Below are 23,677 nucleotides of genomic sequence, written 5' to 3' on the forward strand. Positions count from 1 at the left end.
AGCAAAAGAGTGCGGTGATGATGGCAAGAAGGATACACCTGTTCCCATGTCGAACACAGAAGTTAAGCTTCTTCGCGCCGATAGTAGTTGGGGGATCGCCCCCTGCGAGGATAGGTCGTTGCCGTGCAATACACTCAGGATTTGTTGATAACCGGGATAACTGATTATTTTCAGTTTCTGAGTTTTTTGTTCGTGGATTGGTTATATTTTTGCTAAATAGACCCGTTGGTCAAGTGGTTAAGACACCGCCCTTTCACGGCGGTAACATGGGTTCAAATCCCGTACGGGTCATCCTAGGAATGCCGGCTTAGCTCAGCTGGTAGAGCATCGGTATCGTAAACCGAGGGTCACAGGTTCAAATCCTGCAGCCGGCATATATATTTAATATCCCTAGCCGTTTCAAAAAAAGGATGTGTAACATGAGTCAGTAAAATTTTGTTATTAACTCGAAATTGCGAATATAGCGCGTGTTTTTGTTATAAGTAATTCGAAATTAGACAAAAAATTTGACTTGAAAGCACGTTTTTATATGGAATAAAAAAGAGGCTAAGTCAAAATTTATTTTTTGATTCAGTCTCTTTTTGCTGTCAAGACTTTCTGCTTTTCAAATTTTTATGTCGTCTTTTATGAAGTTTATTTTTTTACAGGAAATGTACGGTTTGATTACTTATATGTTAAATTATAGTTATTGTTAATTACGCGATATACAGCATTATAAATAACCAAGATATTGACGTTAAATCTTGGTTTTATGTATTATATAATATGCTCTTAATTAAATAAAGAATGTATTAATTAAAGATTAGGAGGAATTTAGCAATGGATAAAAAAACAACGGATGTAATGTTTTTGGGACATCCACGAGGTTTATCCACACTTTTTTTTACAGAAATGTGGGAACGCTTTAGTTATTATGGTATGAGAGCAATATTGCTTTATTATATGTACTATGCAGTTAATGCTGGCGGACTTGGTTTTAGCAAACCGCTTGCATTATCTATAATGTCCATTTATGGCTCCCTTGTCTATCTTTCAAGTGTTTTGGGAGGATTCGTTAGTGATAGAATTTGGGGAAGTCGTAGAACAGTATTTGTGGGTGGTATTTTAATAATGCTGGGACATGTTGTGTTAGCTACTCCATTTGGAAAATTAGCACTTTTTATTTCGATTGCACTAATTGTCGTAGGAACAGGTCTTTTAAAGCCAAATGTTTCAGAAATGGTTGGCGGTTTATATAACAAAGATGATTCAAGAAGGGATACCGGTTTTAATATTTTTGTTTTTGGAATTAATGTAGGGGCATTTGTTGCCCCAATTATTGTTGGCTATTTGGGACAGAAAGTAAATTTTCATTTAGGTTTTTCACTAGCTGCAGTTGGAATGCTAATTGGTTTAATCCAATATTATTTTGATGGTAATAAATACTTGTCAAAAGATAGTTTATATCCGAATGACCCAATTGATCCAAGTGAATTACAAACAATTATTAGAAAAATAATTCTTTTTTGTGTAGTAATTGCGCTGGTTCTGACTATCATGGGCTTATTCAATCTTTTAACAATCAGTAATATTATTTTATTGATAACTGTTGTTGCTGTATTGGTTCCAATTTATTATTTTGTAATGATGTTAAGTAGCAGAAAGATAACTAAAGTCGAAAAGTCACGTGTATGGGCCTATGTTCCGTTATTTATTGCAAGCATATTATTCTGGTCGATTGAGGAACAAGGGGCTGTTATTTTAGCAATATTTGCCAATGAACAAACTCGTTTAGAATTCTTTGGGTATTTTTTCCCAGCTAGTTGGCTTCAGAGTATGAATCCATTATTTATCATGATATACGCTCCAATTTTTGCAATAATTTGGACTATGTTAGGAAATAAGCAGCCATCTTCCCCAGCTAAATTCTCCTATGGCCTTTTTTTTGCCGGCCTGTCTTTCTTATGGATGATGCTTCCCGGAATCCTATTCAGTACTGATACAAAAGTTGGACCTTTGTGGTTAGTAATGAGTTGGGCTCTAGTAATAATTGGTGAGATGCTTGTTTCGCCAATTGGACTCTCTGCGACAACCAAATTGGCGCCAAAAGTATTTGAATCACAAATGATGAGTATGTGGTTTCTCAGTGATGCAGTTGCTCAGGCGTTTAATTCACAATTAGTAAAATTCTATAGTGTACAAAATGAGGTTATTTATTTTGGTGTAGTGGGTTTTATTACCATTCTTTTTGGAGCTATCTTGTTGGTATTTTCTTCAAAAATAAAGAAGTTAATGAGTGGGATTGAATAAAAAGAATAAAAAACACTTGCACAAGATAGTGAAAAATAGTATTATTATTAGGTCGGAGATAACGGCAGTAATATTGTGGAAGGGTAGCGAAGTGGCTAAACGCGGCGGACTGTAAATCCGCTCCTTCGGGTTCGGTGGTTCGAATCCACTCCCTTCCACCATATTGGGCTATAGCCAAGCGGTAAGGCATCGGGTTTTGATCCCGTGATGCGCTGGTTCGAATCCAGCTAGCCCAATTGTGATAGATGATAGAAGGCGAAATATTTTGTTTCGTTTTTTTTTTGTCTTTTTTTATTTTTTATCAACAAAGATGGAACATGAGCGATTGACTTTTCTAATAAAAATGATACATTCATATTGGTATATATCATTTTGTATAGTGGAGGTTGCAAATGAAAATTGGATTTATAGGTGTTGGAAATATGGCTAAGTCAATTATTGCGGGATGGTTGGCAAAAAAAGTTTTTAAACCCGAAGATATTCTTGTACATAGTGCTCATCAAAATAATTATGAGAAATATGCACATGAAACTGGTGTTACTGCGTGTGTTAGTAATGCTGCTTTGGTTCAAGAAGCAGATGTTATCTTACTAGCCGTGAAACCGTTTATATTGGCTAGTGTCATCGATGAAATAAGAAGTGTAACAACCGAAAAAAAGGTTGTTGTTTCTATGGCAAGTGGTGTTTCCTTGTCAGAAATAGCTACACAATTTAAAGACAAGAGAATTCCAATAATTAGGATTATGCCTAATGTGAATGTCGAAATCAATGAGGGAATGACGGCATTTGTCAGAAATGCTGTTGTGACGGATGTCAGTTATGTACAGACTAAAAGTTTATTTGATAGTCTGGGCCGAACATTGGAAATCCCTGAAAAGGATTTTAGTATTTTTGTAGCTTTAGCAGGTAGTTCCCCTGCTTATGTCTATTATTTTATAGATGCAATGGCACGTTCGGGTGTTAAGTATGGTCTAACTAAGAAACAGGCAACAGAAATATCTGCTCAAGCAGTCTTAGGTAGTGCACAGAAGGTTTTAACAGCAACAAAGTCACCAATGGATATGGTTGATGCTGTATGCTCACCAGGTGGAACGACAATTGCTGGACTATTAGCAATGGAGGAAGCGGGTTTTATGACTGCAGTTGTCAAAGGTATAGATGCAACAGTTTTGAAGGATCAGGCAACACATTAAGAAGGAGACGAAGATATTATGACAAAGGTTTTAAAACATGCTGATATTTTTACTGGTACAGAGGAAATTAAGGATGGGTATCTCCGCTTCTCCGACAAAATCGAAGCCGTAGGATCAATGGCTCAGTATACTGCTAAGGGTGAAGACACAGAAGTACTTGATCTTGAAGGCAAGATAATCGTTCCGGGGTTCATTGATGTTCACAGTCATGGTGGTTATAGTTTTGACGCTATGGATGGAGATGCTGACCAGATTGATGAGATGGTAACGGACATGATTTATGAAGGGATTACGAGTTACTTTGCAACGACAATGACACAGTCGCATGAAAATATAGCCAAGGCAATGGTTGGTATTAAGGAAGCAGCAAGGAGAAATCGTGTGATTCAAGGAATTCACTTAGAAGGCCCATTTATTTCACCTGTTTTTAAAGGGGCTCAGCCAGAAAAATATATCCAAGCACCAGATGTTGAATTGTTTAATAAATGGAATGAGCTTTCTGGTCATTTGGTAAGACTAGTTACTTTTGCCCCTGAACATGAGACTTCAGCAAAATTTGAAGATTATTGTCTGCAAAATGGAATTGTTCCTTCAATTGGACATAGTAATGCTGTGCGAGAACAGCTTAAGCATTCAAAAGCAAGCCATGTTACACACTTATACAATGCACAGCGCGAATTTAAACACCGTCAGCCTGGTGTGACAGGTCATGCGTTACTTGAAGATAACATCTATTGTGAAATGATTGCTGATGGATTTCACGTTGTGCCAGACATGATAAAGTTGGCATACGAAATCAAAGGTCCAGAGCGTATTGAACTGGTTACTGATTCAATGAGAGCTAAGGGAATGCCTGAGGGTGTCTCTGAGCTTGGGGGGCAAAAAGTTATTGTCAAGGATCGCCAGGCACGCTTAGAAACTGGAAATCTAGCAGGTTCGGTATTACAATTTCAAGAAGCATTTCGTAATATTATTACTTACACAGGTTGCGGGATTAAAGAGGCAGTCTTGATGTCATCTGTTAACCAAGCACAAGAATTTGGACTTAGTGCTAAAGGAACACTCGAAGTCGGTAAAGATGCTGATTTGAATATTTTAACCGGTAAATTAAATTTAGTAGCGACATACAGTTATGGCACCTGTTACAAAAAATAAACACGAAAGAGGGAATACTAATGGCATCACCTATTTATATTCAGATTCACAATGAAATTAAGCGTTCAATTGAGTCTGGGAGGTGGAATGTAGGTGAGCGCATTCCTTCAGAACGTGAAATGGCGGTTACTTTCGGCGTAAGTCGAATGACCCTGCGACAAGCAGTAAAAACGCTTGTTGATGAAGGTATTCTTGAAAGACATGTTGGTTCTGGGACATTTGTTGCTCGACAAAAAGTTCAAGAAAAAATGTCGTCCGGTGTAACTAGCTTCTCTGAATTAATGAGAGCCCAAGGTAAAGAACCTGCTAGCAAAACAATCTCTTATCACATTGCAACCCCCTCATTAAGTGAAATGGAAAAATTGAATTTGGTGGAAAAAGAGCTAGTTCTAAGAATGGAAAGGATCAGGTATGCTGATAATGTGCCAATTTGTTTTGAGATTGCTACAATTCCTGAAAAATTGGTGCAGCAATATAGTAAAGAGGAGGTTACAAGTTCCTTGTATCACGCACTTGAAGAGAGTGGTCATATAATTGGGCATGCACAGCAGACTGTCTCAGCAATGTTGGCTTCAGAACAAATCGCTGAGTATTTAGGCATACGTAGAGGGGATGCAGTTTTACGATTACGTCAGATTACTAACTTGGAGGATGGGCAACCATTTGAGTATGTTAGAACTCAATATGTGGGCGAAAGATTCGAGTTTTATTTGGAAAAATAGTTCTTGTTGTTTGATTGCAAAAAAATAGTGAAAACAACTACTAACAAGAAAGTATTAGAAAGGCGGGGAAATTTGAGTACTAACTCAAAATTTCGAATATAGACGGAGAACTTTGATTTATGAAACACGTTTAAAAAGGCTGGGTCAAAATTTAACTTTTGATCCAGCCTACATTTATATTTAAACTTTCTTATCAATTCTTAAGGAAACCAAATTTCTTCAAATAAATCATGATTAAGTACTTTGGCAAGGCGAGCATTCTCCAAAATCTGGCTGGTTCTTGAAATAAACGATATAGCCACTCTATATGATGTTTCTGCCAAAAAAGCGGGGCCCGTTTGACAGTTCCTGCGAGGACATCAAAACTGCCACCAACTCCCATCCAAATTGAAGGAGTGAGCTGACGATATTTGGCAATAAAGAATTCTTGTTTTGGGAAACCTAATGCAACAAAAACAAAGTCAGGCTTACTTGCCGCGATTTCAGTTGCGATTTTTTGTTTATTCTTAAAGTAACCATCATGGTATCCCGCAATTTTTAATGCAGGATAATCATAGCGAACTTTAGTAATTGTTTTTTTGATTATTTCAGGTTTAGCACCTAAGAAATAAACACTTTTTTGTTTTTCATTAGCAAATTCTAATAAGGAACAAAGTGTATCAAAACCAGTTACTCTTTCAGGCAGGGGAGTATTTAATATATTAGCACCTTTAATAATTCCAATTCCATCAGCAATTGTGTAGTCGGCTGATGTGATAATTGTTAGATATTCTGGATTATCTCGCGCATACAAAACAATTTCAGGATTAGCTGTGATTATGAAACGATTCGAATGACTTAGGCTATCTTTTTTTAATTGTTCTAGTAGTTCGCTATTTGTAATCTTGGTAAAATCTATACCAAGAATAGCTATTTTTTTATATTTATCTAACATAATATACCTCTTTTTCAAAAGACTAGCCATAGTATAACAGAAATGACGTGATTATGAAAAAGTGTTATCATAATGCAATAAGCATTGCATAAATGGAAAGCGATACAGCTTTTATTTTTTTGTGTAAATGTAATTACAAATAAATAATATTGCTCAGTTTAACTGAGAAGGGGAAAAAAAGATGGAAATGAATTATCCAGATGATAGTTATGCTTTACACACTGATGAATATCAGATCAATATGATTCAAACGTATTGGCTGAAAGGAATTGATCAAAGGAAAGCAGTTTTTGAACTTTACTTTCGAAAAATTCCTTTTCAAAATGGGTATGCTATTTTTGCTGGTCTAGAACGTGTAATTGATTATCTTAATAAATTACACTTCACCAAAAGTGATCTTAAATATTTGAAAGAAACTGGCAATTTTTCCGATGAATTTTTGGAATATCTAAAGAATTTCAATTTTTCAGCAACACTAAGAGCTGTGGTTGAAGGTGAGGTTGTCTTCAATAATGAGCCAATCTTGCAGGTAGAAGGACCGCTTGCGGATTGTCAGCTTGTTGAAACTGCAATTCTGAATGTGGTCAACTATCAGACATTGATTGCGACCAAGGCAGCCCGTGTGCGTTCAGTCGTGCACGATGATGCCATCATGGAATTTGGAACAAGAAGAGCCCAAGAATTTGATGCAGCCATTTGGGGAACCCGAGCAGCTTATATTGGAGGTTTTGATGCAACGAGCAATGTAAGAGCAAGCAAGATTTTTGGAATTCCAGCTAGTGGAACACATGCACACGCGTTGGTTCAAGCGTATCGTGATGATTATGAGGCGTTTAAAGCATATGCTACTACACACAAAGACTGTGTATTTCTTGTTGATACATATGATACTTTAAGGAGTGGGGTTCCGAATGCAATCAAGGTCGCGAAGGAATTAGGAGACAAGATAAATTTCTTAGGTGTCCGCATTGATTCTGGGGATATGGCATACATCTCTAAACGAGTTAGGGAGCAGTTGGATGAAGCTGGGTTCTCTAGTGCTAAGATTTATGCGTCAAATGATCTTGATGAAAAGACAATTACAAACTTAAAAATGCAAGGGGCAAAGATTGATGTGTGGGGAGTTGGAACTAAGCTAATTACCGCATATGATCAACCTGCACTGGGAGCTGTTTATAAGATGGTTGCAATCGAGAACAGTGAAGGAATCCTTGAAGATACGATTAAATTGTCAAGCAATGCGGAAAAGGTCTCAACACCTGGGAAGAAACAGGTATGGCGCATTACTAAGAAGGCCGATGGTAAATCTGAAGGTGATTACATTGCTTTATGGAATGAGAAGCCTGCAGAGGAAAAAGCACTCTATATGTTCCACCCACAGTACACATATATTAATAAAAATATAACAGATTTTGATGCACGGCCGATTTTAAAAGAAATATTTGTGGAAGGAATACAGGTTTATCAAGCTCCTAGTCTAATAGAAATCAAGGAATATGCGCATGAACGTCTTGACAGTCTCTGGGAAGAATACAAACGTGATCTTAATCCACAAGATTATCCAGTTGACTTGTCTGAAGCATGCTACAATAACAAAATGAAGATAATTAAAGAAATTCGTGAAAGTATCAATAAAAAAGCGTAAAATGATGATAGAAAACATCACATGTGATTATGCATGGTACACAAGGAGGACTTCTAGATGAGAGAGTTACAAAGAAAAATTATCAGTGAGCTGTGTGTTAGTTCCGATTTTGACCCAAAGGCAGAAATTCGGAAAAGTATTGATTTTATGAAGGAGTATCTGAAAAAACATGATTTCTTGAAGACCCTTGTTTTAGGGATATCAGGCGGTCAAGATTCGACTTTGACAGGGACATTAAGCCAGTTAGCAATCAAAGAATTGCGAGCAGAAACGGGTGATACTGAATATCAATTTATCGCTGTGCGCTTACCATATGGCAATCAAGCTGATGAACAAGATGCAATGGATGCAATCGCATTTATGAGCGCTGATAAAACGGTTCGTGTCAACATCAAACCAGCCACGGATGCCATGGTCGAAAGTATTACTGAAAACAGTTTGGAAGTCAGCGATTTTAACCGTGGAAACATCAAAGCACGTGAGCGTATGATTGCCCAATATGGAATTGCAGCTGCTAATAAGGGTGCTGTAGTTGGAACTGATCATGCAGCCGAAGCAGTAACTGGTTTTTATACGAAGTTTGGCGATGGTGGTGCGGATATTACACCTTTATGGCGTTTAGATAAACGGCAAGGTAAGGCAATGCTGGAGATTCTTGAGGCACCAGAGCATTTGTATAAGAAGAAACCAACTGCTGATTTAGAAGATAATCGCCCAGCATTACCAGATGAGGCAGCTTTGGGAGTCACCTACAATGATATTGATAACTATCTGGAGGGACACGATATTGATAGTGCTGCGGCAGAGAAAATTGAAACATGGTATTTGAAGACGCAGCATAAACGACATTCACCAATCACCGTTTATGATGAGTTTTGGAAATAAAAAATTATTAGTGTGGTTAAACCGTAATCCGAAGTGAACTATCACCTTGGAAGTTTAACTATACTATTTTTTTAAAGGAGAATGATAGTGAACGATCTGATATTGACTAAAATTGCAAAGCAACTTAATTTGAAGTATACACAAGTGCAGGCAACTGCAAAAATGTACGATGAAGGTGCAACAGTTCCGTTTATGGCACGGTATCGAAAAGAAAAGACTGGTAACTTAGATGAAGTTAAAATTCGTGAGATTCTTGATAATCAGCAACAACTCGAAAAAATCGAAAAAAGACGCATAGACGTTCAAACTACAATTCAAAAACAAGAAAAAATGACACCGCTTTTGAAGAAAAAGATTGAAGCAGCGGTTACTCTACAAGAAATTGAAGATTTGTATTTACCGTTTAAGAAAAAAAGAAGAACCAGAGCGATGATTGCAAAAGAAGCAGGAATCGAACCACTTGCAAAATGGCTAATGACTGCAAATGCAAAGGATGTAAGGCAGTATGCTGAAAGATTTATAAATCCAGTACAGGATATTTTAGATGTGCAACAAGCCATTTCAGGAGCATGCGATATCATTGCGGAAGAAATCAGCGAAAATGCCTTATATCGTACGAGAATCCGTCAAATTACTAAGCAATTGGGTAAAATAGTAACAAAACCAAAAAAGATAGAAGAAGACGACCAGCAGGTTTTTAAAAATTATTATGATTTTGTAGTGATATATAAAAAAATTGCTAATCATCAAATCTTGGCGATTAATCGTGCCGAAAGACTAGGAATCATCAGCATTGGTATTCAAGTAGATGAAGTTCAAATCTTGGATTATTTAGCAGTTAGAATCATAAAAAATAAAACACCAGAAATTATTAAAATTTTGCAAACAGCAATTGCAGATGGATATAAAAGATTGATTAAACCAGCAATTGAAAGAGAATTGCGCACTGAATTGACACAAAGAGCTAGTGAGCATGCAATTGAAGTCTTTGGAAATAATGTGTATCATCTGCTGATGCAAGCTCCGCTGAAGGGGAAGTGTGTGCTAGGATTTGATCCTGCTTATCGTACAGGTTGTAAACTAGCAGTGGTGGATGAAACAGGACGATTTGAGAGTAAAGCGATTATCTATCCACATAAGCAAAAAAATTCACAAAAAGATGACGCAAGTTGGAAAAAAGCACTCCAGCAATTTGTAGAAATACTTGAAAAAAACAAAGTCGATGTTGTTGCAATAGGCAATGGGACAGCAAGTCGTGAATCTGAGTCTTTTGTAGCAGAAGCTGTGAAGCAGGTTGAGCGGACGGTTGTTTATGCTATTGTGAACGAAGCGGGTGCATCCGTTTATTCGGCAAGTAAAATTGCGCGGGGTGAATTTCCTGATTTTCATGTCGAAGAACGTTCTGCAGTGAGCATTGCAAGACGCTTGCAAGATCCACTGGCTGAATTGGTGAAAATTGACCCACAAGCGATTGGTGTTGGCCAATATCAGCATGACTTACCACAAAGGGAGCTGGGTAATAAGCTAGATGCGATAATTGAAACAGCTGTTAATCAGGTGGGGATTGATTTGAATACTGCAAGTCCGCAACTTTTACAGAATGTTTCTGGATTATCAAGTGCAACTGCAGTAAACATTGTAACTTATCGCAATGAGGTAGGGATGTTTACGCAAAGAAGCGAGTTAAAAAAAGTTCCAAGACTCGGTCCAAAAGCATATGAACAAGCGGCTGGCTTCTTGAGAATAGTTGGAGGAAAGAATCTCTTAGATAACACAGATATTCATCCTGAGAGTTACCGTGTAGCCAAAGATCTGTTGGCAAAATGTAAGATTGTTACCTCAGAGATTGGAACAAATATGGCTGCCACAAACTTGAAAGGTGTAGATGTTCAGGCAATTGCCAATGAACTTGGCGTGGGAACAGCAACGCTTTCAGATATTATTGCAAGTTTGATTAAACCTGGTAGAGATATCAGATCTGATTTGCCTCCAATCTTGTTGCGGAGTGATGTTTTAAAAATATCTGATTTGGAAACAGGGATGAAACTCAAAGGTACAGTCCGTAATGTTATTGATTTTGGTGCTTTTGTAGATATTGGAGTAAAGCAAGATGGTTTGGTTCATCTATCACAATTAAGAAGAGGATTCGTAAAAAATCCTAATGATGTTGTAGCCGTGGGTGATATTGTTGATGTCTGGGTCTTAAATGTTGATGAGCAGAGAAAGAGAATACAATTAACAATGATTTCTCCAGAAAAGAGCTGAATGATCTTGAATAATACATCTTTACAGGAGCTTGTTGAAAAAATCTCACTAGATTCTTTTGGACAAAGTTTCGATTACAATGCAACATTCAACAGTCGGTTACGTACAACTGGTGGAAGATATGATCTTAGAACACATAACATTGATATAAATCCAAAAATGTTAATTGAACATGATGAAGAAACATTGCGTGGTGTAATTAAGCATGAACTATGCCACTATCATCTGCATCTCGATAATAAGGGATATCAGCATAGAGATAGTGATTTTAAGCGGTTATTGACCGAAGTAGCGGGATTAAAGTTTGCACCGCTAAGTATTCCAACACACAGATATGGTTATGTTTGCATAGAATGCAACCAACTTTATGTGAGAAAACGAAGAATAAATCTAGGGAAGTATGTCTGTTCGAAGTGTCATGGTAAATTGAAATTACAAAAAGAGATAGTCTATAAATAAAAAAAGCTTGCCCTTACACCGAGTATTTGGTATAATTATTTCTGTTGTTGCGGGTATGGCGGAATTGGCAGACGCGTCAGACTAAGGATCTGGTGGGCGTTACAGCCCGTGATGGTTCGAATCCATTTACCCGCATCATAGAGGGCTGTTCCAAAATTATTATTTTGGTATGGCTTTTTTATTTATGTATAAGTCGAATAATAGGGTAGCAGACTTGAATGAAGCTACTGTCTAATGAATTAATCGGATATTATGATATAGGAGAATTTATAAGATGCCTAGAGCCGTAAAAATAAAAGCTAGTGCACATTATGTGCCAGAGCGTGTAGTAACTAATACTGAACTATCCAATTATATGGATACTTCGGATGAGTGGATTCAAAAGCATACGGGAATAAAAACACGACATTATGCGATTAATGAGAATACATCAGATCTTTGTGCGAAGGTGGCCAAAAATTTATTAACTGAATCCAAGGTTGAAGCAAGTGAAATTGATTTAATCATAGTAGCTACAATCAGTCCAGATTCAATCACGCCTGCTACAGCAGCACTTGTTCAACAAAAAATTGATGCTGTAAAAGCTTTTTCTTTTGATATAAGTGTTGCTTGTGCGGGCTTTATCTTTGCGCTAAGTACTGCAGAGAAATTTCTGCGTCAGGGAAATTATAATAAGGCAATTGTAATTGCTGCCGAAGTAAATTCAAAAATGATGGATTTTTCTGATCGAACTTCTGCTGTTTTCTTTGGTGATGGGGCTGGTGGAGTATTGCTAACAGCAAGTGATAATCCAGATGATGAAGTATTCATTGCGGAAAAGTTGGAGACAAGTCCAGCACCTAATGTAATTCATAGTGGAAGAATTGCTCCATTAAGCGAGATTTCAAGAAATAGTTATCCTAAGATGGATGCTTTTTATCAGGATGGGCGTGCGGTCTATGAATTTGTAACGTCAATAGTTCCAGAGCATATTACTAATTTGCTTGAACAAAATGGCTATACAAATGCTGAGTTAGAATTAATCGTGACACATCAAGCAAATTTGAGGTTAATTGAAAATATTGCAATTGGGATAAATGTACCCCTAAGTAAGTTTGAAACAAATGTTGAGTTTTATGGTAATACATCTTCAGCGGGAATAGCCATTGGCCTCGATCAAGCACTGAAACGTGGTGAAAGGCCACATGTTGCATTATTAACAGGTTTCGGAGCAGGACTATCATATGGCAGTATGTTGTTAGATTTATCAAGAATATAAAAAAGTTTTACGATATGAAACTTGATTACTTGGAAACAATTAAAATTAGAGACTTAACTAAACGTATAAGCAGGAGGAGTCTGGGTCAAAAGTTAGCTTTTGACCCAGACTCCTTTCTGCTTTATTACGAATAAATGTATTTCATAAGTCAGAATTCTCCGTCTACCTTCAAATTACTCATAGTAAAGCAACCCTGACTATGTTTGTAATTTTGAATTATGTCACAGTCCCGCTGTTTTTTTATAGTGCAAAAAAAGATTGAATCAAAATTTAACCTTGATTCAATCTCTGAACTAATTTAGATTATTTTATAGTTAATAACCATAATGGGAAGGGGAGCTTGAGGAATAGGTGCCATAGGTCGAACGAGAGCTTGAAGAATAAGCACCATAACTTGATGAAGAACTCGAACCATAGGTAGAATTTGAACCATAACTAGATATTTGACCGACAAAAGTTGCATTTGAAGGATTCAATCCTAATTCTGAACGAATTTTATTAGAAATTTTTTGCTTTTCTGCCGCTGTGGCAACCTGATATGATAGACCACCAATTGTTGCATCTTCGCCCTGAAGGACATAGGATTTGATGGTTCCCGCTGCATCCTTATAGTTAGTTTCAATGGTCATCATGTCATTGAAAGTCAGGTCCGTTTGCATATTATCCTTGACTGTATTTAATATTTTTTGGAAGTTGGATATAGAAGAAATCGTCAGCAGCTTAGAAACAATTGCCTCAATTACCTGTTTTTGACGTTTCTGACGACCATAGTCACCTTCTGGATCGGTATACCGCATTCTTGAATATGCCAAAGCTTCATTACCATTTAGAGTTACAGTTTTACCCTTGGTAACATTTGCATAGCTATAATGGAAAGTTAGTAGAGGATCGATTGAAACACCACCAACTGCATTAACTAATTTTGATAATCCACCCATATTGACTAGTAGATAGAAGTCGATTGGAATATGAAGAGTATTTTGCACGGTTGAAATTGCGGCAGATGTTCCTCCAATTGTATAGGCGGAATTAATCTTGTCATAAGAACTAGACGAGCCGGTGATTTTAACCTGCGTATCACGTGGAATACTTGTCAAGGTTGCCTTTTTGGTTTTAGGATTGATTGTAGCAACAATGATTGTATCAGTACGCCCCTTATCAGTTCTCCCTAGGTCACCAGTATCGGTTCCTAGAAGTAAAATGGAAAAAGGTTTTTTCTTCTTTAAAATCTGAGAAACATTTCTTAATTTTTTAACTTTGGTTTTTTGGTACGTTTTGTCAAGAGTTTGTTGAGCAGCTCCTATGAGACTGCGAGCGTAGACGCCAGCTCCATAAAATAAAATCAGTACCACAATCAGTCCAATTAAACTTAATACTCTGCGTTTCTTATGTGGATTCCTTCTGCGATGGTCATGATTGTCTTCCCTTCTTCTCAATGGAGATGACGTTGAAAACTCATTTTTATTATTGTTATTCATCAGTAACTCCTTAATCAACTATTATTATAAGAATTATACTACTAAGAGTTATTAATTGAGTAGCATAACTTAAAATTAAATTTTTTTTAAACTATTTTGAATATTCAAATAAAATAGTCTAATTAAAAAGCAAATAAAATTTTCTCATAAGTTGTGATATACTGATGGATGTTTATACATGAAAGAAAGAAGAGAGATGAGAGGATGAGTGTTTTTGAGCACAGCATTTCGGGTGTGCTGGTAATATTAGTGATGATAGTGCTAGGGTATATTTTGGCAGAACGTGGGTGGTTTGGTGAAAAGTCAACTAAATTAATAGCTAGATTAGTAACACAAATTGCATTACCGTGTTATATGGTGTCAACGATTGTCACGAGATTTAACGCGGATGATTTACCCAGAATGTTGCCAGACTTGAGATTCCCAGTTATTTCGATGGTGATACTAATGGCATTTGCATTTGCAATTGTAAAAATATTTAGGATTCGCAAAAGTCATGCCGGATTATTTTCATCGATGTTTTTCAATTCGAATACAGTTTTTGTAGGTTTACCGATTAACCGTGCACTTTTTGGAGCTGACAGTATACCGTATGTATTAATCTATTATATGGCAAACACTACTATTTTTTGGACATTGGGTACTTACTTAATACAACGAGATGGTGGATTAAAAAGTCAGTTAGATTGGAAGAAGGCTTTAGGTAAGATTTTTTCACCACCACTGATGGGCTTTATAGTAGGAGTCATTTTCGTTTTATTAAAAGTCCAATTACCAGTATTTGTTAAGTCTGACTTGGATTACATTGGTAATCTGACGATCCCACTTTCGATGCTATTTATTGGAATCTCTGTTTCACATGCGGGACTTAATCATCTTGCATTGCATAAAGATAATATCCTAGTATTAATGGGACGGTTCTTATTTGCGCCGGCATTAATGTTTTTGCTAGTTATGCCAGCGGATATGCCGGTTTTGATGAAACAAGTTTTTATACTTCAATCGGCAATGCCTGTTATGACGAATGCTCCAGTCGTTGCGAGTTTGTATGGTGCGGATTCTGATTATGCGGCGGTGATGGTCACAGAAACAACGTTAATCTCACTTGCGGTTGTGCCGATTTTAATGTTAGTTACACAAAGTATTTAAAAAGAGGGGTAGTTGTGAAAAAAACAATAATTTATGTTCTTATATCAACATTTATGTTCAGTTCAATGGAAATAGCGCTAAAGGTTGCCGGTGCGACTTTTAATCCAATTCAATTGAACCTTATTCGTTTCTTTATTGGTGCATTGGTATTGCTGCCATTTGCAAGCAAGGGACTGAAAACAAGCAAACGAAAGCTTGGAAAAGAAGATTGGTATCTTTTTTGTTTGACTGGATTTCTTTGCGTAATTGTTAGTATGACACTTTTTCAGTTGGCTGTTGTGGCAACTAAAGCATCAACAGTTGCAGTTTTGTTCAGTTGTAACCCAGTGTTTGCCCTAATATTTGCATTTATCATTTTACGAGAACATTTGGGAAGAGCGAACTTAATTGCTGTTGTAATATCTATCTTAGGTCTGCTTGTAATCATTGATCCACTGCATCTTACTAAACCAATGGGAATTATTTTGGGCGTTTTAGCAGCAGTCACATTTGGTTTTTATTCAATTATTTCACGTTATGGTTCTATGAAGAGGGGACTAAATGGGATTGTGATGACTTGTTATACATTTGTAGCTGGGACTATTGAATTACTTATACTCTCATTAATTACACATATACCATTTATTGCTAAGTTTTTAGGGAGTGTTCCAAGTCTAAAAACTTTTCAAAATTTGCCAATACTGCAAAATATAACAATTGGTTCACTGCCAATGTTGCTTTATTTGGGTGTCTGTGTCACAGGCGGGGGGTTTGCTTTTTATTTCCTTGCAATGGAGAATTCAAATGTTTCAACAGCTTCCTTAGTATTTTTTATAAAACCGGGATTAGCCCCAATTTTGGCAGCAATGTTGATTGGAGAAAAGGTAACGGGACTTACAATTATCGGAATCATAATTATTTTATTAGGCTCCGTTGTAACATTTTTGGGTAATCGTGTCAAAGAAGAAACGATTATACCCAAAAATTGATGATGGGTTTATATATTTCAAATTTAGAAGGGAATTGTTGTTAAAAACAACTAAGGCCCTTCTTTTTTAGTACTTTTTTACACATGAAGTCCACTAAAAGAATCGATATTAGTGGTTAAACCGATTATGTTCGTAAATTTTAACTAAACGTGTGCATAAGATGGATAAAATATTTGTGATTGCTCTTTGTAACTTTTGAAATATTAATGTAACAGAAATGTCTAAAAGCACCATTCTTGAGCTGATTTTGTAAATATAATGTAATGCTCATTATTGTGCAAGCATGGTAGAATTATTCTTGTAGTTAAATTGTACATAAATAATTAAAAAAAACATTTAATCAAATGTCAGAGGTGTATGTCAGTGGAACATAATTTAATTTCAAAAACTGTACTCGTAGTTGCATCACTTGTAGCAGTTGTTAGCTTAGGAACTAATGCTTCAGCTTCAGATACTGCAACACAGATTAATGATGTTAATCAAAAAATTTCTGATACACAGAAGTTAGTAAGCGAAAGCCAGACGAAGCTTTCAAAGTTACAAGATCAGCAATATTCGGATTCAGTTGAGATTGCTTCATTGACAAAAAATATTAATGCTAGAAGATCTCATTTAGCTGAACAAGCACGTTCGGCACAACAAAATGATACCGGGAGCCTAATTGAGTTCTTAACGGATTCAAAGAGTTTTAGTGATGCAATTGATCGTGTTGCTACTGTTGCAACTATGGTTCAAGCAAATAGTCAAACTTTGCAAGAACAGAAGAGTGATCAGGAAAAAGTTGCGGCTGATAAAAAGCAAGTTGATGAATCTGTTACAGCTCAGAAAAAAGCCAGTGAGAAGTTGAGGAATGATATGGCTGATTTGGCAGTTCAAAAGATTCAATTAAAAGTTAAAAAGGCTAAAGAAGATGATGCAAAGAAACAGGCTGAAGAAGCTTTAGCAGCAGCGCAAAAGGCAGCAGCAGCAGTTAAGGCTGCTAAGAGCAGTGCAGAGGCAAATAGTGCACTTGCGACTGCTACAAAGGCTGTAACAACAGCTTCTTCTGGAAGCAGTAGTACAACTACTTCAAACACTGCTGCAACCAGTTCTAATACTTCTAGCACTACTACAAATAATTCAGCAACTGTAACACAAACTGCCTATTCAACAACAGCAGCAAGTTCAAACGTAGATACGAGTTCAGTTGTTGCGGCTGCATTGTCTTTGACAAAACTGAATATTCCTTATGTTTGGGGTGGAGGATCTCTTTCAGGAATGGATTGTTCAGGCTTGACAGCATATGTTTATTCTAAGTTTGGAGTATCGCTTCCACATAATACTGTTTCGCAAGAGGGATATGTTACATATGAAGCTGTTTCGCAAGCTCAACCGGGAGATTTATTATTCTGGGGTGGCAAAGGCAGTTCGTATCATGTAGCAATTTATATCGGAAATGGCCAGTATGTTCATGCACCAAGAACAGGTGAAACAGTAAAAGTTGGAACAATTTCAGGATATACGCCTTCGTTTGCAGGACGTTTAAAGTAGTAGCATTTTAAATCAACTGACATTTGATTAGTGAAAAGAGTATCGTTAAGTTGGTAAATCTTAAGTTTTAGCATGAAGCTAGATGAAGAATTTTGACTTATGAAGCATGGTTATAAGGAAATAATAAGGAGACCGGGTTGAAAATTAACTTGGGCTCCTATTTCCTTTGAATAAACTATTCTAGATCAAAAAAATCTGATATGATAAAAGCATTAGGTAAAAGGATCAGAGGAGAGAGAAAACATGGTTAAATTAGTTTTGCTAAGACATGGACAGAGTACTGCAAATCTGGCAAATGAATATACTGGCTGGTCGGATTCACCATTAACTCTAGAAGGAGAGCGTCAGGCGAAAAAGGCTGGAGTCCTCTTAAATACAGAAAAAATTATTTTTACTGAATTGCATACATCTGTACTGACACGTGCAATTAAAACCGCAAATATTGTGCTTGAGTGTATTAATCAAAATAGTATCCCAGTTGAAAAAACATGGCGCTTGAATGAAAGACATTATGGGGCTTTACGAGGGTTAAACAAACAATGGACAAGAGAAATTTATGGAGAAAAAGAGGTTGCATTGTGGCGGAGAAGTTTTACCACTGTACCTCCTAGGATGAGTGAGCCGGATGAAGACCGAAGATATTCGGCTTATCCCAAGACGATTCTACCACTGGCAGAAAGTTTAAAGGATGCTTCTGATAGAATTATTCCATATTGGATAGATAGTATTGCACCCAAGTTAATTCATCAAAAAAATCAAATAATTGTTGCACATGGAAGTACCTTAAGAGCATTAATTAAATATATTGAAGAAATCAGTGATTCAGCAATTGATGGTGTCGAAGTCGAAAATGCGGTTCCGATTATCTATGAACTTGATAGTAGATTAAAGATTATTTCCAAAAGAGAATTAAGATAAGTTCATTAATTTTTAGTTGGTTTGCTAGGTTATTCAAAAATAAGAAATTGGAGACTTCTAAATGTAGGAAAGGGGGCGGCCAAATTTAACATTTGGCCACCCCCTTTGTCCTGTATAAACGTATTCCATAGGTCAAAATTCTCCGTCTAACTTTAAATTACTCATAGCAACCTTCTCGCTATGTTCGTAATCTCGAGTTAGTACTCAAATTTTCTCGACTTATGTCATACTCCTCTGCTACACTTAAGTACATATTTTTAGAGATTAAAATATTTCGTTCATCTTCGAGTTTTAACGATGTATCGAAAACTCTTATACAGAAGATGATAATTTATGCCAAAGCACCCATTGGATCCCAAGGCGCAAGGACTTTTGGCTCTTCTTTGAGAACTTCTTGTAATTCTGCAGAGAGAAATTTCTTATTAACGACAATTTGATAGCAATATTCATTCATCCAATCGTTACTCATAACGAAGAAACCGTCTGTACCAACTTTTTTACCCCATGAGTTTTCGACTTTCCATTTAGTTGGTTCATCATCAACCAAATCAACACCAGTTAAAACCATAGCATGAGTCATGAGACTTTCGCCATAGTCCAATCTTTCAGCTTTGGAAATGCTTAAGTCAATATCAAAGAGTTCATCTTTATGGTATAGCGCAGTATCCATAATTCCCTTTTGACGGTCAGAAGACTGGCCGACATCGCAACCAAACCACACACTTTCACCGCTCTGAAGCTGCTTTACTGCAACGTTGCGGAAGGTTGCCATATCAACGTTCAAGTGACGGACTGGGCGACCATCTACGACATTACCAAGCATTTCAACTGTGTACATGTGATTGTATGGTTTATCAGCAGTTGGACCGTTGATGATTGAAACATAATCGTCCAGGTTCCAACCAACATACTTGTTAAAGAAATCAATAGGTGTGATGTTGCGTTCAATATGATAGTTTTTGTCTGAATCGCGATACTCAAAGTCAAAATGAGTAGGTGGTTCACCAAAGCTATAAGCTAACATCCGATATGCATCATCCAGCATCTTCTCTTTTGTATCTTCAAGCTCTTTCTCTGATATTCCATCGGCAACTAAGTTACGCAAAGTCACAGCATCCTTGCGTAATTTTAAGTCGAAAGTGTTATTGAATTCACGTGAAGCAGAAGAGTTGAATGTTTCAGGCATAGCTGATTGAGGAACTACACCATATTTTTCGATGATAGCGACAATCATATCCCACTGCCCACCATCTTGTTGAGGTGTTGTCATCAGGAAGGAAACTTTACGGTCTGATGTTGGTAAAGCAGCTGTGGTAATTACATTTTCATAGAAGTAATTGGCTTTTTCGAGTTTGTCCCAGAAAAATGTATAATTTTGTGAAAGTTCAAAATTCTTTGGTACATTGAATTTATTTTTCATATCATGGCGCATTGTATTCAATGCTGCAAACATCCAACAACGACCTGATTGCTTTTGATTAGCAACATCACCAGTATCCAAGTCAATTGAGAAAACAGGAGTCATGCTGACTTCTGAACGATAATCGGCTGAAGTTGTATAAATTCCATTTTTTGTAACTGCGCGCTCAAGAACTTTGTGTTCTGACCGTCCTGCAAGAGAATTTTTAAATTTTGATAATTGTTGGTGCTTGATAGCTTTGCTCACTATTTGTCACTCTCCTTAAAAAGATATAAGAACATTATATGATAAAAGAAGTAACACGTAAACCTTGCTGGCAATCAGCGCGCTTCTAGAACTTTAGGACCATCATCATAGCCAACGATAACAGTGTTAACGGTGTTTAGGAAGAGACCATGTTCAACGACACCAACTTGTGTTTTTAAATAAGCAGCAAGCTTCAGTGGATTCGTTATTTGTCCTAAATGTAAATCAATTATATAATTAGCAGAATCGGTTCGTAGTTTTGCACCGTCAGCAGCCAATCTGAAAGTCGGTTGAAATCCTTTAGAATCAAAACGTGTAAAAACTTTTTGACTGCCATAAGGAATGACTTCAACTGGAAGAGGAAATTTTCCCAATCTATTCACGAGTTTACTTTGATCCACAATCCAGATGTTTTTTTGCGAGTTAGTGGCCACGATTTTTTCGAATAAAAGTGCAGCACCGCCACCCTTGATTCCCTGAAAGTCGGTACTAACCTCATCGGCGCCATCAATCGTAAGATCAATGTGGTCAACTTCATCGACTGACTTTAGTGGGATTCCCAATGAAGTTGCCTGCTTGGCTGTTTCCTCAGAGGTGACCACCCCCGTGATCGATAGCTGTTCTTTTTGAATCTTTTTTGCAAGTTCACTTATCATATATTTAACTGTTGAACCGGTTCCCAAGCCAACAATCATATCATCAACGACCCAATCAACTGCCTTTTTTCCGACAAGAGCTTTTAACTCATCTTGATTCACGATATTCACCTCATTAATTATTTTCTTCTTTGAGTAGATATTGATACTCAGAATGTTTCTCGAAAAACTTCTTTGTATAGGGGCATAACGGGATAATTTTCTTGGACTTGTCAGCGACTTTTGCGAGAAAATCCTTTGTAATTTTTCCAGCTAACCCTGTTCCACGTGCACTCTCATCTACCCAGGTGTGTTCAACCAAGTATGTTTGGGAGTTATCAAGCAATGAAAAGCCAATATGTGCGATAGGTTTTTCATCAGCTTCCGAACGATAATAATCAAAGGAATTTTCTGTGAATTTAGTAATCATATAAAACACCTCTTTTTTTGTTTAATTATAGCATATGAGAAGGTACTGTATCTGTTTATTAAATAATGATAGAATAGTAGAATAAATTATGGAAAGAGTGATATTTTGAGAAGAGGATTTGAGGTAGTAAAACGATTTAACGAAGAAGAAATTACATTGCCAACGCGTGCTACAAAAAATGCAGCAGGCTATGATTTTTATGCGGCGCAGGACTTTGTGCTGCCATCAATCTGGAAGCTTAATTTTCTAAAAATTTTATGGAGTATCAAAAAAAAGCAAGCGATTACGAACATTGATTATGAAAAAGCAAACAAGATCCTTAAGCCCTTTTTAGTTCCCACAGGAGTCAAAGCATACATGGGAACAGAAGAATTTTTGATGCTTGCAAATCGCTCTAGTAACCCACTGAAAAGAAATTTGGTTTTGCCGAACGGAGTGGGAATTGTGGATGCTGATTATTATGGCAATGCTGATAATGATGGAGAGATATTCTTTCAGCTCATGAATTTTGGTATCAGGGATGTGACAATCAAGAAAAATGAGCGAATTGGGCAGGGAATCTTCATTCCGTTTCTAACGGTTGATAGCGAAGAAGAACCATTGAAGAAGCGAACGGGCGGTTTTGGATCATCAGGTAAGTAAAAAACCGTAAAGAATCAGGGAATGATGCTTAAAAAAAGTCAAACATGATATGATGAGTTGAGTAAGTGAAAGAAGGCTAGCAAGTGGTCAAGATTAAAACGCAGTATGTGTGTCAAGACTGTGGATATTCTTCACCTCGATATTTGGGACGTTGCCCAAATTGTGGTGCTTGGAATACATTGGTTGAAGAGGTTGAACAGTCTAATAAAGCCAATAAAAAAGCAAGAGTTAGTTTTAGCGGTAACAGCCCCAGACCACAATTAATTGATGAAGTGGACGTCCAAGATAATCCGCGAACAACGACTGCATCAGTCGAACTTGATCGTGTCTTAGGTGGTGGAATCGTACCAGGTTCTCTTATTCTAATAGGTGGAGATCCTGGAATTGGGAAATCCACGCTGCTGCTTCAACTTTCGGGGCAATTAGCAAAGCAAGAGTTAACGGTTTTGTATGTGTCTGGCGAAGAAAGTGCAATGCAGATTAAGTTACGGGCACAGCGTCTGGGAATAAAAGGGCAGAAGTTTTATTTATACCCAGAGACCGATATGACAAGTATTCATCAATACATTGACAAGTTAAAACCTGATTTTGTAGTCATTGATTCGGTTCAAACCATGCAGGAACCTGAAATGGCTTCCGCGGTCGGGAGTGTTGCACAGATTCGGGAGGTTACAGCTGAGTTAATGCAAATTGCAAAGACTAACGGAATAACCATCTTCATAGTTGGGCATGTCACAAAGGGTGGGGCAATCGCTGGACCCAAAATATTGGAACATATGGTTGATACGGTTCTGTATTTTGAAGGAGATTTACACCATGCATATCGAATTTTGAGGGCTGTAAAAAATCGATTTGGCTCAACAAATGAAATCGGAATTTTTGAAATGAAAGAAGGAGGGCTATATGAAGTTGCCAACCCTTCTGAAATCTTCTTAGAAGAACGACTCAGCGGGGCAACGGGGTCCGCCATCGTTGTTTCTTTAGAGGGTACTAGACCTATTTTAGTTGAAATTCAGGCACTTGTTACACCAACGGCATTTGGAAATGCCAAGCGAACAACGACGGGGCTAGATCATAACCGAATCTCGCTGATTATGGCTGTTCTTGAGAAGCGTGCAGGCCTTTTGCTACAGAATCAAGATGCATATCTAAAGGCAGCTGGTGGTGTGAAGTTGGATGAACCTGCGATTGATTTGGCGATCGCAGTTAGCATTGTTTCAAGTTATCGAGATGCCCAGTCACAAGCAACCGATTGTTTCATTGGGGAACTTGGGTTAACCGGTGAAATCAGAAGAGTTAATCGGATTGAACAAAGGGTTGCTGAAGCTGCAAAGCTTGGTTTCAAAAGGGTAATTTTACCTAAGAATAATTTGGTTGGATGGACTCCCCCGAAAGATATAAAGGTTGTTGGTGTTTCGACTTTAGGCGAAGCGTTGAAGGTGACCTTTAACTAATA

At 37.2% G+C, this 23,677-nt stretch carries 20 protein-coding genes, 5 tRNA genes and 1 rRNA gene; 21 read left to right on the plus strand and 5 right to left on the minus strand.

The window, feature by feature from the left end; genetic code table 11:
• Positions 1–10: 10 nt before the first annotated feature.
• The 9 genes from rrf (at position 11) to FFX44_RS02995 (ending at position 5,359) form a co-directional block, all read left to right on the plus strand.
• A 5S ribosomal RNA gene (gene rrf / locus FFX44_RS02955) occupies positions 11–127 on the plus strand.
• Positions 128–219: 92 nt separating this feature from the next.
• Positions 220–291: transfer RNA gene (locus FFX44_RS02960), tRNA-Glu, on the plus strand.
• A gap of 10 nt (positions 292–301) precedes the next feature.
• Positions 302–374: transfer RNA gene (locus FFX44_RS02965), tRNA-Thr, on the plus strand.
• A gap of 445 nt (positions 375–819) precedes the next feature.
• The gene (locus tag FFX44_RS02970; RefSeq protein WP_289977747.1) at positions 820–2,289 is read left to right on the plus strand and encodes a peptide MFS transporter; all 1,470 of its coding nucleotides are present in this window, start codon (positions 820–822) and stop codon (positions 2,287–2,289) included.
• A 77-nt stretch (positions 2,290–2,366) separates the two neighbouring features.
• A tRNA-Tyr gene (locus tag FFX44_RS02975) sits at positions 2,367–2,450 on the plus strand.
• Between the two features lie 3 nt (positions 2,451–2,453).
• Positions 2,454–2,525: transfer RNA gene (locus FFX44_RS02980), tRNA-Gln, on the plus strand.
• Between the two features lie 156 nt (positions 2,526–2,681).
• Positions 2,682–3,482, plus strand: a complete 801-nt coding sequence (proC, locus tag FFX44_RS02985; protein WP_289977748.1) for a pyrroline-5-carboxylate reductase — start codon at positions 2,682–2,684, stop codon at positions 3,480–3,482.
• A gap of 18 nt (positions 3,483–3,500) precedes the next feature.
• Positions 3,501–4,637, plus strand: a complete 1,137-nt coding sequence (gene nagA / locus FFX44_RS02990) for an N-acetylglucosamine-6-phosphate deacetylase (RefSeq protein WP_289977749.1) — start codon at positions 3,501–3,503, stop codon at positions 4,635–4,637.
• A 20-nt stretch (positions 4,638–4,657) separates the two neighbouring features.
• Positions 4,658–5,359 carry a GntR family transcriptional regulator gene (locus tag FFX44_RS02995; protein ID WP_289977752.1) on the plus strand — a complete coding sequence of 234 codons (702 nt, stop codon included), beginning with the start codon at positions 4,658–4,660 and terminating at the stop codon, positions 5,357–5,359.
• A 193-nt stretch (positions 5,360–5,552) separates the two neighbouring features.
• Here the strand turns inward: FFX44_RS02995 and FFX44_RS03000 are convergent, their stop codons facing one another.
• Complete coding sequence (locus FFX44_RS03000; protein ID WP_289977754.1) at positions 5,553–6,293, minus strand: WecB/TagA/CpsF family glycosyltransferase; 741 nt, start codon at positions 6,291–6,293, stop codon at positions 5,553–5,555.
• 181 nt (positions 6,294–6,474) lie between these two features.
• Here FFX44_RS03000 and FFX44_RS03005 point away from each other — a divergent pair, with 181 nt between their 5' ends.
• The 6 genes from FFX44_RS03005 (at position 6,475) to FFX44_RS03030 (ending at position 12,805) form a co-directional block, all read left to right on the plus strand.
• A complete protein-coding gene (locus FFX44_RS03005) occupies positions 6,475–7,938 on the plus strand; it encodes a nicotinate phosphoribosyltransferase (protein WP_289977757.1) in 1,464 nt (487 codons plus the stop codon).
• Between the two features lie 57 nt (positions 7,939–7,995).
• A complete protein-coding gene (gene nadE, locus FFX44_RS03010) occupies positions 7,996–8,823 on the plus strand; it encodes an ammonia-dependent NAD(+) synthetase (protein WP_289977760.1) in 828 nt (275 codons plus the stop codon).
• An 87-nt stretch (positions 8,824–8,910) separates the two neighbouring features.
• On the plus strand, positions 8,911–11,088 hold the full coding sequence (locus tag FFX44_RS03015) for a Tex family protein (protein ID WP_289977761.1): 2,178 nt from the start codon (positions 8,911–8,913) through the stop codon (positions 11,086–11,088).
• Between the two features lie 6 nt (positions 11,089–11,094).
• A complete protein-coding gene (locus tag FFX44_RS03020) occupies positions 11,095–11,547 on the plus strand; it encodes a SprT family protein (protein ID WP_289977762.1) in 453 nt (150 codons plus the stop codon).
• Between the two features lie 49 nt (positions 11,548–11,596).
• Positions 11,597–11,682 (plus strand) — tRNA-Leu (locus FFX44_RS03025).
• 139 nt (positions 11,683–11,821) lie between these two features.
• Positions 11,822–12,805, plus strand: a complete 984-nt coding sequence (locus FFX44_RS03030; protein WP_289977764.1) for a beta-ketoacyl-ACP synthase III — start codon at positions 11,822–11,824, stop codon at positions 12,803–12,805.
• A 314-nt stretch (positions 12,806–13,119) separates the two neighbouring features.
• Here the strand turns inward: FFX44_RS03030 and FFX44_RS03035 are convergent, their stop codons facing one another.
• Positions 13,120–14,283, minus strand: coding sequence for an LCP family protein (locus FFX44_RS03035; protein WP_289977767.1), 1,164 nt, complete (start codon positions 14,281–14,283; stop codon positions 13,120–13,122).
• Between the two features lie 204 nt (positions 14,284–14,487).
• Here FFX44_RS03035 and FFX44_RS03040 point away from each other — a divergent pair, with 204 nt between their 5' ends.
• The 4 genes from FFX44_RS03040 (at position 14,488) to FFX44_RS03055 (ending at position 18,848) form a co-directional block, all read left to right on the plus strand.
• Entirely contained in the window at positions 14,488–15,432 is a 945-nt protein-coding gene (locus FFX44_RS03040; protein WP_289977769.1) for an AEC family transporter, read from the plus strand.
• Positions 15,433–15,446: 14 nt separating this feature from the next.
• Entirely contained in the window at positions 15,447–16,400 is a 954-nt protein-coding gene (locus FFX44_RS03045) for a DMT family transporter (protein ID WP_289977771.1), read from the plus strand.
• A 357-nt stretch (positions 16,401–16,757) separates the two neighbouring features.
• Positions 16,758–17,930: a C40 family peptidase gene (locus tag FFX44_RS03050; protein ID WP_289977773.1), complete on the plus strand. Its 1,173-nt coding sequence runs from the start codon at positions 16,758–16,760 to the stop codon at positions 17,928–17,930.
• 243 nt (positions 17,931–18,173) lie between these two features.
• A complete protein-coding gene (locus FFX44_RS03055; RefSeq protein ID WP_289977774.1) occupies positions 18,174–18,848 on the plus strand; it encodes a 2,3-bisphosphoglycerate-dependent phosphoglycerate mutase in 675 nt (224 codons plus the stop codon).
• A gap of 331 nt (positions 18,849–19,179) precedes the next feature.
• On the opposite strand, the gene FFX44_RS03060 is transcribed toward FFX44_RS03055, so the two are convergent.
• From FFX44_RS03060 to FFX44_RS03070, 3 genes are all read right to left on the minus strand, one after another.
• Positions 19,180–20,514, minus strand: coding sequence for a C1 family peptidase (locus FFX44_RS03060; RefSeq protein WP_289977775.1), 1,335 nt, complete (start codon positions 20,512–20,514; stop codon positions 19,180–19,182).
• 74 nt (positions 20,515–20,588) lie between these two features.
• Positions 20,589–21,272: a ribose-5-phosphate isomerase RpiA gene (gene rpiA / locus FFX44_RS03065; protein WP_289977777.1), complete on the minus strand. Its 684-nt coding sequence runs from the start codon at positions 21,270–21,272 to the stop codon at positions 20,589–20,591.
• A gap of 13 nt (positions 21,273–21,285) precedes the next feature.
• The gene (locus FFX44_RS03070) at positions 21,286–21,579 is read right to left on the minus strand and encodes a GNAT family N-acetyltransferase (protein ID WP_289977779.1); all 294 of its coding nucleotides are present in this window, start codon (positions 21,577–21,579) and stop codon (positions 21,286–21,288) included.
• Between the two features lie 105 nt (positions 21,580–21,684).
• Between FFX44_RS03070 and FFX44_RS03075 the strand changes: the two genes are divergently transcribed.
• Complete coding sequence (locus FFX44_RS03075) at positions 21,685–22,221, plus strand: dUTP diphosphatase (protein ID WP_289977781.1); 537 nt, start codon at positions 21,685–21,687, stop codon at positions 22,219–22,221.
• Between the two features lie 83 nt (positions 22,222–22,304).
• Positions 22,305–23,675, plus strand: a complete 1,371-nt coding sequence (radA, locus tag FFX44_RS03080) for a DNA repair protein RadA (RefSeq protein ID WP_289977782.1) — start codon at positions 22,305–22,307, stop codon at positions 23,673–23,675.
• The last annotated feature ends 2 nt before the right edge of the window (positions 23,676–23,677 follow it).

The sequence above is a fragment of the Lactobacillus sp. UCMA15818 genome, assembly GCF_030400225.1.
In the GTDB taxonomy this organism is placed as follows: Bacteria; Bacillota; Bacilli; order Lactobacillales; family Lactobacillaceae; genus Liquorilactobacillus.

Bases quoted from the DNA above. Each gene is read 5' to 3' on its own strand.
- FFX44_RS03070 (WP_289977779.1), bottom strand. From the start codon at position 21,579: ATGATTACTAAATTCACAGAAAATTCCTTTGATTATTATCGTTCGGAA.
- FFX44_RS03005 (WP_289977757.1), top strand. From the start codon at position 6,475: ATGGAAATGAATTATCCAGATGATAGTTATGCTTTACACACTGATGAA.
- FFX44_RS03040 (WP_289977769.1), top strand. From the start codon at position 14,488: ATGAGTGTTTTTGAGCACAGCATTTCGGGTGTGCTGGTAATATTAGTG.
- FFX44_RS02995 (WP_289977752.1), top strand. From the start codon at position 4,658: ATGGCATCACCTATTTATATTCAGATTCACAATGAAATTAAGCGTTCA.
- nagA (WP_289977749.1), top strand. From the start codon at position 3,501: ATGACAAAGGTTTTAAAACATGCTGATATTTTTACTGGTACAGAGGAA.
- proC (WP_289977748.1), top strand. From the start codon at position 2,682: ATGAAAATTGGATTTATAGGTGTTGGAAATATGGCTAAGTCAATTATT.
- FFX44_RS03050 (WP_289977773.1), top strand. From the start codon at position 16,758: ATGTCAGTGGAACATAATTTAATTTCAAAAACTGTACTCGTAGTTGCA.
- nadE (WP_289977760.1), top strand. From the start codon at position 7,996: ATGAGAGAGTTACAAAGAAAAATTATCAGTGAGCTGTGTGTTAGTTCC.
- FFX44_RS02970 (WP_289977747.1), top strand. From the start codon at position 820: ATGGATAAAAAAACAACGGATGTAATGTTTTTGGGACATCCACGAGGT.
- FFX44_RS03000 (WP_289977754.1), bottom strand. From the start codon at position 6,293: ATGTTAGATAAATATAAAAAAATAGCTATTCTTGGTATAGATTTTACC.
- FFX44_RS03035 (WP_289977767.1), bottom strand. From the start codon at position 14,283: ATGAATAACAATAATAAAAATGAGTTTTCAACGTCATCTCCATTGAGA.
- FFX44_RS03055 (WP_289977774.1), top strand. From the start codon at position 18,174: ATGGTTAAATTAGTTTTGCTAAGACATGGACAGAGTACTGCAAATCTG.
- FFX44_RS03030 (WP_289977764.1), top strand. From the start codon at position 11,822: ATGCCTAGAGCCGTAAAAATAAAAGCTAGTGCACATTATGTGCCAGAG.